This is a genomic window from Micrococcus sp. CH7 (assembly GCF_001595485.1).
In the GTDB taxonomy this organism is placed as follows: Bacteria; Actinomycetota; Actinomycetes; order Actinomycetales; family Micrococcaceae; genus Micrococcus; species Micrococcus luteus.
Genome location: NZ_LOSQ01000027.1, coordinates 137,910 through 149,785, shown reverse-complemented (window position 1 = coordinate 149,785; position 11,876 = coordinate 137,910). Strand labels below are relative to the sequence as shown.

Sequence of the window (11,876 nt, the reverse complement as noted above, 5' to 3'; positions counted from 1 at the left end):
CCCGGATGACGACGCCGCAGCCCGCCCCCGCCTCCCCGCTCGCGCCCGCCTGGCTTCCCGCGCCGGGGGACCCGGACGCGCTCGTGCCCGGCCTGTGGGCCGCCGGCGTGGACCGCGCCGCCGACGGCGAGCTCACCGTCCAGGGCCTGCGCGCGAGCGCGCTCGCCGCGGAGTTCGGCACGCCGCTGCTCGTGGTGGACGAGGACGACTTCCGCGCCCGCGCCCGCGCGTTCCGCGAGGGCTTCGACGCCGCGTTCGCCGACCTGTGCGGGGGAGGGGACGTCTACTACGCCGGCAAGTCCATGCTCACCCTCTCCACCGCCCGCTGGGCCGCCGAGGAGGGCCTGCGCGTGGACACCGCCTCCGGCGGCGAGCTGGCGATCGCGCTGGCCGCCGGCGTCGACCCGGCCCACATCGGCCTGCACGGCAACAACAAGTCGGACGCCGAGCTGCGCACCGCCCTCGAGGCGGGCGTGGGTCGGATCATCGTGGACTCGCTCGACGAGCTCACCCACCTGGCCGCGCTCGCGGCCGAGGCCGGCCGCCGCGCCCCCGTGATGCTCCGGCTGACCCCGGGCGTGCACGCGCACACCCACGACTTCATCGCCACCGCGCACGAGGACCAGAAGTTCGGGCTCTCCCTGGCCCCGGCCTCGACCGACCGGGACGGCAACGTGGCCGGCCGCTCGCCGGCCGCCGTCGCCGTGGCCGCGGCCCTGGCGGCCGAGTCGATCGACCTGCTGGGCGTGCACTGCCACATCGGATCCCAGATCTTCGAGGCCGAGGGCTTCGGGCTGGCGGCCGGACGCGTGCTCGAGTTCCTCGCCGAGGTCAAGGCCGAGCACGGGGTGGAGCTGGCCGAGCTCGACCTCGGCGGCGGCCACGGCATCGCCTACACGGCCGTGGACGAGCCGCGCCCGGCCGCGGAGATCGCCGACGCCCTCGCCGACGACGTCCAGAAGACCGTCGAGCGCCTCGGCCTGACGTGCCCGCGCATCTCTCTCGAGCCGGGGCGGGCCATCTCGGGCCCCGCGGGGTTGACCCTCTACACGGTCGGGGTGACCAAGACCGTGGACGTGGACGCCCCCGACGGCGGCACCGCGGCCCGCCGCTACGTCGCCGTGGACGGCGGCATGTCCGACAACCCGCGTCCCGTGCTCTACGACGCCGACTACACCGCCGTCTCCGCGCGCCGCACCTCGGGGGCCGAGCCGGTGCTCTCCCGCGTGGTGGGCAAGCACTGCGAGTCCGGCGACATCCTGGTCCGCGACGTGTACCTGCCGGCCGACCTGGGCCGCGGCGACCTGCTGGCCGTGCCGGCCACGGGCGCGTACACGCACGTGATGTCCTCGAACTACAACGCGCTGGCCCGCCCGGCCGTCGTCGCGGTCTCCGACGGGCAGGCGCGGGTGATCATCCGCCGCGAGACGCAGGAGGACCTGTTCGCCCGCGAGGCCGATCCGCGCCTCGGTCGCTGAGGCAGCGGGCGAGGCGCACCCGGAAGCCGGCCGCGGGCCCGGGTGGGTCCGTCCCGCTCTGCGGACACCGAGTGTCGCGCGGCGGGACGAGCCGGGGCGCCGCGCTAGATTCGAGGCCAGCCGAACCGCGTGATCGCGCGGCACCGACCCCGATGCTTGACCCCGGAGGACCATGCCCCAGCACACCGACGCCCCCAACGCCCTCAAGGTCGCCCTGCTGGGCGGCGGGACCGTGGGGTCCCAGACCGCCCGGATCCTCACCGAGGACGCCGACATCCTGCGGGACCGCGTGGGCGCTGACCTCGAGCTCACGGGCATCGCGGTGCGGGACACGGGTGCGACGCGCGACTGGCAGGCGGACCCGGCGCTCTACACCACCGACGCCGAGGCGCTGGTGGACGGCGCGGACGTCGTCATCGAGCTGATGGGCGGCATCGAGCCGGCCCGCACCCTGATCCTGCGCGCCCTCGCCGCCGGCACGTCCGTGGTGACCGGCAACAAGGCGCTGCTGGCCCAGCACGGCGAGGAACTGTACGCCGCGGCCGCCGCCACCGGCGCGCAGCTCAGCTTCGAGGCCGCCGTCGCCGGCGCCATCCCGATCCTGCGCCCGCTGCGCGACTCCCTGGGCGGGGACCGCGTCACCCGCGTGATGGGCATCGCCAACGGCACCACCAACTTCATCCTCGATCGGATGGACTCCGAAGGGGCGGACTTCGACGACGCCCTCGCCGAGGCCCAGCGGCTCGGCTACGCCGAGGCCGACCCGACCGCCGACGTCGAGGGCCACGACGCCGCCGCGAAGGCCGCGATCCTGGCGACCATCGCGTTCGGCGCGCCGTACACCCTGGACCAGGTGGCCGTCGCGGGCATCACCGCGATCACGTCCGAGGACAACGCCGCCGCCGCGGAGGCGGGCTACGTCATCAAGCTGCTGGCGATCGCCGAGCGCGGCCGCGCCGCCGACGGTGCCCAGGGCGCGGTCCTGCGCGTGCACCCCACCCTGCTGCCGCGGGAGCACCCGCTGGCCTCCGTGCGCGGGGCGTTCAACGCCGTCTTCGTGGAGGCCGAGAACGCCGGCGAGCTCATGTTCTACGGTCCCGGCGCCGGCGGCGCCCCCACCGCCTCCGCGGTGATGGGCGACGTCGTCTCGATCGCCCAGCGCATCGTGCGCGGCGGCCCGGCACGCCTGCGCACCCCCGTCACCGCCCTGCCCGCCCTGGACCCGGCCGAGGCCCACACCTCCTTCATGGTCGTGCTGCGCGCGGCGGACCAGCCCGGCGTGCTGCGCCGCGTCGCCGGGGTGTTCGAGGAGCACGGCGTCTCCATCGAGACGCTGCGCCAGGTCCCGTCCGAGCGCGATAACGCCCCCGGCGCGTCCCTGCGGCTGATCACCCACCGTGCGCGGCAGCGCGACCTCGACGCCACCGTCGAGGCGCTCGCCGCCCTGGACGTCGTCCACGAGGTCGCGTCCGTCCTCCGAGTCGAAGGGAACTGACCCATGGCCCACCAGTGGCGCGGCGTCGTCCGCGAGTACGCCGACCGCCTGCCCGTCACCGAGGACACGCGCGTGATCACCCTCGGCGAGGGCGGCACCCCGCTCATCCACGCCCCCCACCTCTCCGAGCTGGTGCAGGGCACCGTGCACGTGAAGTTCGAGGGCATGAACCCGACCGGCTCCTTCAAGGACCGCGGCATGACCATGGCGATCACCGCCGCCGTCGCGGACGGCGCGAAGGCCGTCGTCTGCGCGTCCACCGGCAACACGTCCGCCTCGGCGGCGGCCTACGCCGCGCAGGCCGGGATCACGTGCGCCGTGCTCGTGCCCGAGGGGAAGATCTCGATGGGCAAGATGTCCCAGGCCGTGGCCCACGGTGCGGAGATCCTCCAGGTGCAGGGCAACTTCGACGACTGCCTCGAGGTGGCCCGCAAGCTGGCCGAGAACTACCCCGTGTTCCTCGTGAACTCCGTCAACCCGGCCCGCATCGAGGGGCAGAAGACCGGCGCGTTCGAGGTCGTGGACACCCTCGGCGACGCCCCGGACTACCATCTGCTGCCCGTGGGCAACGCGGGCAACATCACCGCGTACTGGAAGGGCTACCGCGAGTATGCGGCCCCCTACGTGAACCCGCACGAGGGCGCCTCGGATGCCGAGCTGCCCGCGGTGGCCACGAAGACCCCCGTGATGTGGGGCTTCCAGGCCGCGGGCGCGGCCCCGATCGTCCAGGGCCACCCCGTGACCGACCCGGACACGATCGCCACCGCCATCCGGATCGGCAACCCGGCCTCGTGGGAGCAGGCCGAGGCCGCCCGCGACGAGTCCGGCGGCATGATCGACTCCGTGACGGACGAGGAGATCCTCGAGGCCCACCGCTGGCTCTCGGCGAAGGAGGGCGTGTTCGTCGAGCCAGCCTCCGCCGCCGGCGTCGCCGGGCTGCTCAAGCACCACGCCGCCGGGAATGTGCCGACCGGCAAGAGCTGGGTCATCACCGTCACCGGCCACGGCCTCAAGGACCCGCAGTGGGCCCTGCGCGGCGCCGACGGCGCCGACGTGACCCCGCGCTCGGTGCCGTTCGACGTGGTCACCGTCGCCCAGGCGCTCGGCCTGAGCTGAGCCATGGCCGCACCGCAGTCGCTGGCGCCCGGGACCGCCGCGTCCGTCTCCGTCCCCGCCACCTCCGCCAACCTCGGCCCCGGCTTCGACTCGATGGGCCTGGCCCTGGAGCTGCGCGACGAGGTGACGCTCACGGTCGTGGCGGGCCCCGACGTCGCGGAGGTCGAGGGGGAGGGCGCGGCCACCCTGCCGCGGGACGGCGCGCACCTGATCCTGCGCCTGGCGCACGAGCACCTGCGGGACCGCGGGTTCACCGCGCCGGGGCTGCACCTGCGCGCCGTGAACCGGATCCCGCACGCCCGCGGGCTCGGCTCGTCCGCGGCCGCCGTCGTCGCGGCCTACGCCGCGGCCGAGGCCCTGCTGCCGGCCGCGCTGCGCCGGGCGCCCGCGGACCTGCTCGAGGCGGCCACCCGCTTCGAGGGGCACCCGGACAACGTCGCCCCCGCGCTCGTGGGCGGGGCCACCGTCTCCTGGACCCGTGACGACGTGCCCGGCCCGGCCACGGCGCCGCTGCGGCTGCACGAGCGCGTGGTGCCGGTGGTCGCGATCCCGGACACCGAGCTGTCCACCCACGTCGCCCGGGGCGTGCTGCCCGCCGAGGTGCCCCACGCGGTGGCGGCGGCCCAGGCCGGCCGTGCCGCGCTGCTCGTCCACGCGCTGGCGGAGGACCCCGCGCTGCTGCTGGCCGCCACGCGGGACTGGCTGCACCAGGAGCCGCGCGCCGTGACCATGCCGGCCAGCGCCGCACTGGTCGCGGGGCTGCGCGGGCGCGGCCATGCCGCCGTCGTCTCCGGCGCGGGTCCCACGGTGCTCGCGCTGTGCGACGGCGTCCAGGCGGCCGAGCACGCCGCGGAGGCGGCGCGTGCTCTGACGGCGGACGGGGCGGCCGCCTGGCGCGTGCTGGTGCCGTGCGTGGCCGTGGACGGTGTTAGGGTGGAATCACTCCACCACGGCTGACCCCACCGCCTCGCGCGGCCCGGGTCTCCGGTGCCCGGGCCAGTGACGGCCGGATGCACCGTGCGCCGTCGGCCGGAACCCCGCCGCGATCCATCCCGTGCTGCGCACGGCCGGCGTGCGGGACCCCCTCCGGCTCGGTCGAGTCCGGACGCCTCCGCCCCGTCACGCAGCGACTGCGCACGATCAGGGGAGGCGCCACTGCTGAGTTCACACCATGAAACCCGGTTTTCTGGGGCGCCGCTGCGCGGCCCGACCGGATGCACACCGCAGCCCGACGCGCCACGCGCCGCCGGGCCGCATTCGAGGGAGAAGGAACCTTCGTGACCGAATCCACGGAACAGACCACGCCGACGAACGGCGGTGGCCTGGCCTCGCTCAAGCTCGCCCAGCTCCAGGCCCTGGCCTCTCAGCTCGGCATCGCCGGCGGCTCGCGCATGCGCAAGGCCGACCTGGTGACCGCGATCTCCGACCACCAGCGCGGCGGCTCCGTGGCGGACCGCGACGCCGCCGAGCGCGCGGCCCAGGCCACCGCGGCCCCCGCCGCCGAGGCCGCCCCGGCCGCCGCGTCCTCTCAGGACGCGGCCCCGGCCGCCGAGCGCCCGGCCCGCCGCCGCTCGCGCCGCGCCGACGCCGACACCTCCGCTCCGGCCGCCGCCGCCCAGGACGGGCAGCCCCAGGCCGAGGCTCGCGAGGACCAGACGGAGCAGGCCCCCCGTGAGACCGCCTCGGACCAGGATCGGTCCGGGGGGTCCGAGGCCCGCGACGAGGGCGAGGACCGCCCGCAGTCCGAACGCCGCTCCCGCAATCGCCGGCGCGCCGGCGACGACGACGCCCAGCAGGGTCAGGACCGTCGCTCCGACGGCGCCCAGGGCGAGGACGGCGCGGACCGCCGCGGCGACCGGGAGGACCGTGACGACAACGGGCGCGAGAACGGCCGCGGCCGCAACGGCCGCAACGGGCGGGACCGCGACAACGGCCGCGACCGTGAGAACGGCCGCGAGAACAACCGGGACCGTGAGAACGGCCGTGACGGCTCGCGCGAGCAGCGCGGCGACAAGTCCGAGGACGGCGGCCGGGGCGACGGCGGACGCGGGGACCGCAGCCGCCGCGACGACCGCGACGACGAGGGCGGCCGCAACCGTCGCAACCGCCGCAACCGCAACGAGCGCGGCCGCAACCGCCGTGGCCGCGGCGGCCCCGAGGTCGACGAGACCGAGCTGACCGAGGACGACGTCCTGCAGCCCGTGGCCGGCATCCTCGACGTGCTGGACAACTACGCGTTCGTCCGCACCTCCGGCTACCTGCCGGGCCCGAACGACGTCTACGTCTCCCTGGCCATGGTGAAGAAGTACGGTCTGCGCAAGGGCGACGCCGTCGTCGGCGCGATCCGCGCCCCGCGCGACGGAGAGAAGCAGCAGCACCACGGCGGCGGCTCCAACCGTCAGAAGTTCAACGCCCTGGTGAAGATCTCCTCGGTCAACGGCCAGCCCGCCGTCGAGCACCCGCAGCGCGTGGAGTTCGGCAAGCTCGTGCCGCTGTACCCGCAGGAGCGCCTGCGCCTGGAGACCGATCCCAAGCTGATCGGCCCCCGCGTGATCGATCTGGTCAGCCCCATCGGCAAGGGCCAGCGCGGCCTCATCGTCTCCCCGCCCAAGGCCGGCAAGACGATGATCCTGCAGTCGATCGCCAACGCGATCAAGACGAACAACCCCGAGGTCCACCTCATGATGGTGCTCGTGGACGAGCGCCCCGAGGAGGTCACCGACATGCAGCGGTCGGTGGACGGCGAGGTCATCGCCTCCACGTTCGACCGCCCGGCGGACGACCACACCACCCTCGCCGAGCTGGCCATCGAGCGCGCCAAGCGCCTCGTGGAGATGGGCCGCGACGTCGTCGTGCTGCTCGACTCCATGACCCGCCTGGGCCGCGCCTACAACCTGGCCGCCCCGGCCTCGGGCCGCATCCTCTCCGGCGGTGTGGACTCCTCGGCCCTGTACCCGCCGAAGAAGTTCTTCGGCGCCGCCCGCAACATCGAGAACGGCGGCTCGCTGACCATCCTGGCCACCGCGCTGGTCGAGACCGGCTCGCGCATGGACGAGGTGATCTTCGAGGAGTTCAAGGGCACCGGCAACATGGAGCTGCGCCTGTCCCGCCACCTCGCGGAGCGCCGCATCTTCCCGGCGGTGGACGTCAACGCGTCCGGCACCCGCCGCGAGGAGGCCCTGCTCTCGCAGGAGGAGGTCAAGATCATGTGGAAGCTGCGCCGGGTGCTCTCCGGCCTCGAGCAGCAGCAGGCCCTCGACCTGCTCACCAACAAGATCAAGGACACCGCGTCCAACGCCGAGTTCCTCATGCTGGTCTCCAAGACCACGCTGGGGTCCAAGGGCGACGACTGACCGTCCCGTCGCACGGCCCCGTCCCGTCCGGGGGAGCTCGTCTCCGCCGGACGGGGCGGGGCCGTCCGCGTCGGAGAGCCCGGCCCCCTGAGGCCGGAGGAGGAGAGGCACGCACGTGTTCGATTCGGAGCAGCGGCGCGAGGCCGTGGATCGGCTCCTGGCGGAGCATCGCGAGCTGACGGCGCGCCTGTCCGACCCGGCAGTGCAGCAGGACCCGGCGCTCGCCCGGCGGCTGAACCGGCGGTTCGCCGAGCTCGGCGCCGTGGTGACGGCCCACCGCGCCTGGTCGGCGGCCGCGGAGGAGCTGGCCGATGCGCGGGAGCTGGCCGCGGCCGGCGACGACGACGCGGCGGCGTTCGCGGCCGAGGTGCCCGGTCTGGAGGCGGCCGAGACGGAGGCCGCCGAACGGCTGCGCCGGCTGCTGATCCCGCGCGACCCCGACGACGCCCGCGACGTGATCCTCGAGATCAAGGGCGGCGAGGGCGGCGAGGAGGCCGCCCTGTTCGCGGGTGACCTGCTGCGCATGTACCTGCGCTACGCCGAATCCCGGGGCTGGAAGACGGAGGTCCTCTCCGCCACGCACTCCGACCTGGGCGGCTACAAGGACGTCCACGTGGCGGTGCGGGGGAGCGCGGCCGACCCGGCCGACGGCGTCTACGCCCGGCTCAAGTTCGAGGGCGGCGTGCACCGCGTGCAGCGCGTGCCCGTCACCGAGTCCCAGGGCCGCATCCACACCTCCGCCGCCGGGGTGCTCGTGCTGCCCGAGGTGGACACCCCGGACGAGGTCCACCTCGATCCGAACGACCTCAAGGTGGACGTCTTCCGCTCCTCCGGGCCGGGTGGCCAGTCCGTCAACACGACCGACTCCGCGGTGCGTCTGACGCACCTGCCCACGGGGATCGTCGTCTCCATGCAGAACGAGAAGTCCCAGATCCAGAACCGCGAGGCCGCGCTGCGCGTGCTGCGGTCGCGGCTGCTCGAGCGGCAGCGGGCGGAGCAGGACGCCGAGGACTCCGCGGCGCGCGCCGCGCAGGTGCGCACCATGGACCGCTCGGAACGCATCCGCACCTACAACTTCCCGGAGAACCGGATCGCGGACCACCGCACCGGCTACAAGGCGCACAACCTCGACGCGGTCCTCGACGGCGACCTCGAGGCCGTGATCGCCTCCTGCCTCGCCCTCGACGAGGAGCGCCGGCTCGCCGCGCTGGGCGCGGACGCGTGAGCGCACCGGCCTGGTCCGCGCTGCTGCGCGACGCCGCCGCCCGCCTGACCGCGGCGGGCATCGACTCGCCGCGCGTGGACGCCGAGCTGCTGCTGGCCCACGTGCTCGGCCTCGACCGCGGCGCGCTGCTGGCCCGGGTGTTCGCCGGCGCCGTGGCCGAGCCCGCGCAGGCGGCGGCGTTCGAGACCCTCGTCGGGCGCCGCGCCGCCCGCGAGCCCGTCCAGCACCTGACCGGCGTCGCGCACTTCCACGGGCTCGACCTGCCGGTCGGCCCGGGGGTCTTCATCCCGCGACCGGAGACCGAGCTGCTCGTGGAGACCGTCGTGGCCGACCTGGCCGTGCGGCCCACGGCGGGCGTGGTGGTGGACCTGTGCACCGGCTCCGGCGCGATCGCTGCGGCCGTCGCGGCGTGGGGCGAGGCACGGGGCCGCCCACTCGCCGTCACCGCCGTCGAGCTCGACCCGACGGCGGCCGACTGGGCCCGGCGGAACCTCGCCCCGCGCGGGGTCGACCTGCGACAAGGCGACGCCCTTGTCGCATGCCCGGACCTCGAGGGCCGCGTGGACGTCGTCGTGAGCAACCCGCCCTACGTTCCCGAGGCCGAGGTGCCCGCCCAGCCCGAGGCCCGACTGGACCCGGCGCGGGCGCTCTACGGCGGGGACGCGCCCGGGCTGCGGGTCCCGCGGGCCATCGCGCACCGGGCGGCGGACCTGCTCGCCCCGGGCGGCCTCTTCGCCATGGAGCACCACGAGACGCAGGGCCCGGCGCTCCTGGCCACCCTCGGCGCGGACCCCCGGTTCACGGGCGTCCGCGTGCACCAGGACCTCACCGGACGAGACCGGTTCCTGACGGCGCGCCGGTCCTGCGACGCCGCGGCGGGCGCGGAGGTGGAAGAATGACCGACGTGAGTGACTTCATCGACGTCTCGGATCCGGCCGCCCTCGAGAATGCCGTGGCCCGCGCCCGCGAGGTCCTCGCGGACCGCGGCTGCGTGGTCCTGCCCACGGACACCGTCTACGGCATCGGAGCGGACGCGTTCTCCCCGCTGGCCGTGGCCGTGCTGCTGGCCGCCAAGGGCCGCAGCCGCACCATGCCGCCGCCCGTGCTCATCGCGGACCGCCGCGTCATGGCGGGCCTCGCGTACGACGTGCCGGAGGAGGCCGAGGCCCTCGCCGAGCGCTTCTGGCCCGGCGCCCTCACGCTCATCCTCAAGTCCCAGCCCACGCTGACCTGGGACCTCGGCGAGACCCGCGGCACCGTCGCCCTGCGCGTGCCGGACGACGCGGTGGCCCGCGAGCTGCTCTACGCCGTCGGCCCCATGGCCGTCTCCAGCGCGAACCGCACCGGCATGGACGCCGCCACCACCGCCGACGCCGCCCGCTCGATGCTGGGGGAGTCCGTGGCCCTCTACCTCGACGCCGGCCCCCGCGAGAGCCGGGATCCCTCGACGATCGTGGACTGCACCGTCACCCCGTTCCGCGTGGCCCGGCAGGGCTCCGTGCCCCTGGAGGAGCTGCGCGCGGTGGTGCCGGACCTGCTCGCCGAGGGCGAGGAGCCGCCGGTCGCCGCCGAACGGATCGCGGCCGACGACGCCGCCGCGGCGCGTCCCGCCGACCGGGAGGCCTGACCGGCCCCCATGCGCGCGTATCTCGTCCTGGTCGTGGTCACGGCCGTCGCCTGCGGGGCCCTGACGCCCCTCATGCGCCGGCTGGGGCTGCGTGCGCGCGTGTTCACCCCGCTGCGCCAGCGGGACGTGCACCGGCACCCCGTGCCGAAGCTGGGCGGCGTGGCCATGGCCGCGGCCGTGCTGGTGGGATTCGCCGTCGGGGGAGTCGTGCCGTTCCTCCAGGGGATCTACGCGGACGACGCCGCGATGCGCGGGCTCCTGGTCGCCGTCGCCGTCGTGCTCGTCGTGGGCATCGCCGACGACATGTGGGACCTGCGCTGGTGGGTGAAGATGGCCGGCCAGGTGCTGGCCGGGCTCGCGGTGGCCCTGGGCGGGATCCGCATCGAGGCGATGCCGGTGGGCTGGATCCCGGTGGGGAACGAGACCACGCAGGTCATCCTCACGGTGTTCGCCGTGGTGCTGACGATGAACGCGATCAACTTCGTGGACGGTCTGGACGGCCTGGCGGCGGGCGTCGCGCTGATCGGCGGCTCGGCCTTCTTCGTCTACTCGTATCTGCTGACGCGGACCATCAACCAGTTCGACTACGCCAACCTCGCCACCCTGCTCATGGCCCTGCTCGTCGGCGCGTGCGTGGGCTTCCTGCCGTGGAACCTGGCCCCGGCCCGCATCTTCATGGGCGAGGTGGGGGCCATGCTCATCGGCCTGCTGATGGCCGCGGCCGCGGTCGCCGTGACCGCGGACGTGAACGCCCTGGACGGGATGCGCTTCCGCAACGTCCCCGCCTACATGCCGATCCTGCTGCCCGTCGCCGTCCTCGCACTGCCGCTCACGGACCTCGCCCTGGCCGTGCTGCGGCGGACGGCCAAGGGCACCAGCCCCTTCTCGGCGGACCGCGGGCACCTGCACCACAAGCTCGTGGACGGCGGCTACACCCAGGCGCAGGCCGTCGCGCTGCTCTGGCTCTGGGCGTTCCTCGTGGCCTGGGGCGCGGTGTCCCTGAACTTCGTGGACCACATGATCGTCCTGCCCGTGCTCGCCGTGGCCCTGGCCGGAGCCGGCTACCTCACCCTGCATCCGATCGTGGAGCGCCGTCGCGCGGTCCGGAACGACGCCGCGGCCCACCCGGACGAGCGGGGGGACGCGTGACCGGGGCGGGAGGTCGCCGACGCCGGCGCCGCTGGGAGAACCGCCGTGGCTGGTGGGGGATCCTCGGGTGGTCCCTGGCCGCGGCGGGGGCTGCCCTGGCGATCACGTGCGCCGCGTGGCTGCTCTCCGCCGGCGGGGAGGCGGCCGGGAGCGCCCTGCTGGGCGGCGGCGCGGTGCTCGCGCTCTCGGCGCTCACCGGGGTGACGACGGCACTCGTCTGGGACCGGGCGCGCGAGGCGGCGCTGCCGGTCAGCGTGGGGCTGTTCGTGCTCAAGATCGCGGTGTTCGCGGTGCTGCTGGGGGTCCTGCCCCGCCCCCACTGGGTCCGGCCGGACGCGGCGGCGATCTCCGCCCTCGTGACGATCCTCGTCTGGCAGGCCGCGGAGGTCCTCGTCTTCGCCCGGACCCGCCGCGGGATCTACGCCGATTGACC

At 75.1% G+C, this 11,876-nt stretch carries 10 protein-coding genes; all 10 read left to right on the top strand.

Annotated features, from left to right (window positions below; genetic code table 11):
• The first annotated feature begins 5 nt into the window (after positions 1–5).
• The 10 genes from lysA (at position 6) to AUV08_RS07685 (ending at position 11,874) form a co-directional block, all read left to right on the top strand.
• On the top strand, positions 6–1,478 hold the full coding sequence (lysA, locus tag AUV08_RS07730) for a diaminopimelate decarboxylase (RefSeq protein WP_061867888.1): 1,473 nt from the start codon (positions 6–8) through the stop codon (positions 1,476–1,478).
• 172 nt (positions 1,479–1,650) lie between these two features.
• The gene (locus AUV08_RS07725) at positions 1,651–2,973 is read left to right on the top strand and encodes a homoserine dehydrogenase (protein ID WP_061867887.1); all 1,323 of its coding nucleotides are present in this window, start codon (positions 1,651–1,653) and stop codon (positions 2,971–2,973) included.
• Positions 2,974–2,976: 3 nt separating this feature from the next.
• On the top strand, positions 2,977–4,089 hold the full coding sequence (thrC, locus tag AUV08_RS07720) for a threonine synthase (RefSeq protein ID WP_002857280.1): 1,113 nt from the start codon (positions 2,977–2,979) through the stop codon (positions 4,087–4,089).
• Between the two features lie 3 nt (positions 4,090–4,092).
• On the top strand, positions 4,093–5,046 hold the full coding sequence (gene thrB / locus AUV08_RS07715) for a homoserine kinase (protein WP_061867886.1): 954 nt from the start codon (positions 4,093–4,095) through the stop codon (positions 5,044–5,046).
• Between the two features lie 320 nt (positions 5,047–5,366).
• A complete protein-coding gene (rho, locus tag AUV08_RS07710) occupies positions 5,367–7,442 on the top strand; it encodes a transcription termination factor Rho (protein ID WP_061873171.1) in 2,076 nt (691 codons plus the stop codon).
• Positions 7,443–7,557: 115 nt separating this feature from the next.
• Positions 7,558–8,667, top strand: a complete 1,110-nt coding sequence (gene prfA / locus AUV08_RS07705; RefSeq protein WP_061867885.1) for a peptide chain release factor 1 — start codon at positions 7,558–7,560, stop codon at positions 8,665–8,667.
• Positions 8,664–9,566 carry a peptide chain release factor N(5)-glutamine methyltransferase gene (gene prmC / locus AUV08_RS07700; protein WP_061867884.1) on the top strand — a complete coding sequence of 301 codons (903 nt, stop codon included), beginning with the start codon at positions 8,664–8,666 and terminating at the stop codon, positions 9,564–9,566. The genes prfA and prmC overlap by 4 nt, the downstream gene beginning before the upstream one ends.
• Entirely contained in the window at positions 9,563–10,294 is a 732-nt protein-coding gene (locus AUV08_RS07695) for an L-threonylcarbamoyladenylate synthase (protein ID WP_049161492.1), read from the top strand. The genes prmC and AUV08_RS07695 overlap by 4 nt, the downstream gene beginning before the upstream one ends.
• 9 nt (positions 10,295–10,303) lie before the next feature.
• Positions 10,304–11,443, top strand: a complete 1,140-nt coding sequence (locus AUV08_RS07690) for an MraY family glycosyltransferase (protein ID WP_061867883.1) — start codon at positions 10,304–10,306, stop codon at positions 11,441–11,443.
• Positions 11,440–11,874 carry a hypothetical protein gene (locus AUV08_RS07685; RefSeq protein WP_061867882.1) on the top strand — a complete coding sequence of 145 codons (435 nt, stop codon included), beginning with the start codon at positions 11,440–11,442 and terminating at the stop codon, positions 11,872–11,874. The genes AUV08_RS07690 and AUV08_RS07685 overlap by 4 nt, the downstream gene beginning before the upstream one ends.
• Positions 11,875–11,876 lie beyond the last annotated feature (2 nt).

Bases quoted from the DNA above. Each gene is read 5' to 3' on its own strand.
- lysA (WP_061867888.1), top strand. From the start codon at position 6: ATGACGACGCCGCAGCCCGCCCCCGCCTCCCCGCTCGCGCCCGCCTGG.
- AUV08_RS07725 (WP_061867887.1), top strand. From the start codon at position 1,651: ATGCCCCAGCACACCGACGCCCCCAACGCCCTCAAGGTCGCCCTGCTG.
- thrC (WP_002857280.1), top strand. From the start codon at position 2,977: ATGGCCCACCAGTGGCGCGGCGTCGTCCGCGAGTACGCCGACCGCCTG.
- thrB (WP_061867886.1), top strand. From the start codon at position 4,093: ATGGCCGCACCGCAGTCGCTGGCGCCCGGGACCGCCGCGTCCGTCTCC.
- AUV08_RS07695 (WP_049161492.1), top strand. From the start codon at position 9,563: ATGACCGACGTGAGTGACTTCATCGACGTCTCGGATCCGGCCGCCCTC.
- AUV08_RS07690 (WP_061867883.1), top strand. From the start codon at position 10,304: ATGCGCGCGTATCTCGTCCTGGTCGTGGTCACGGCCGTCGCCTGCGGG.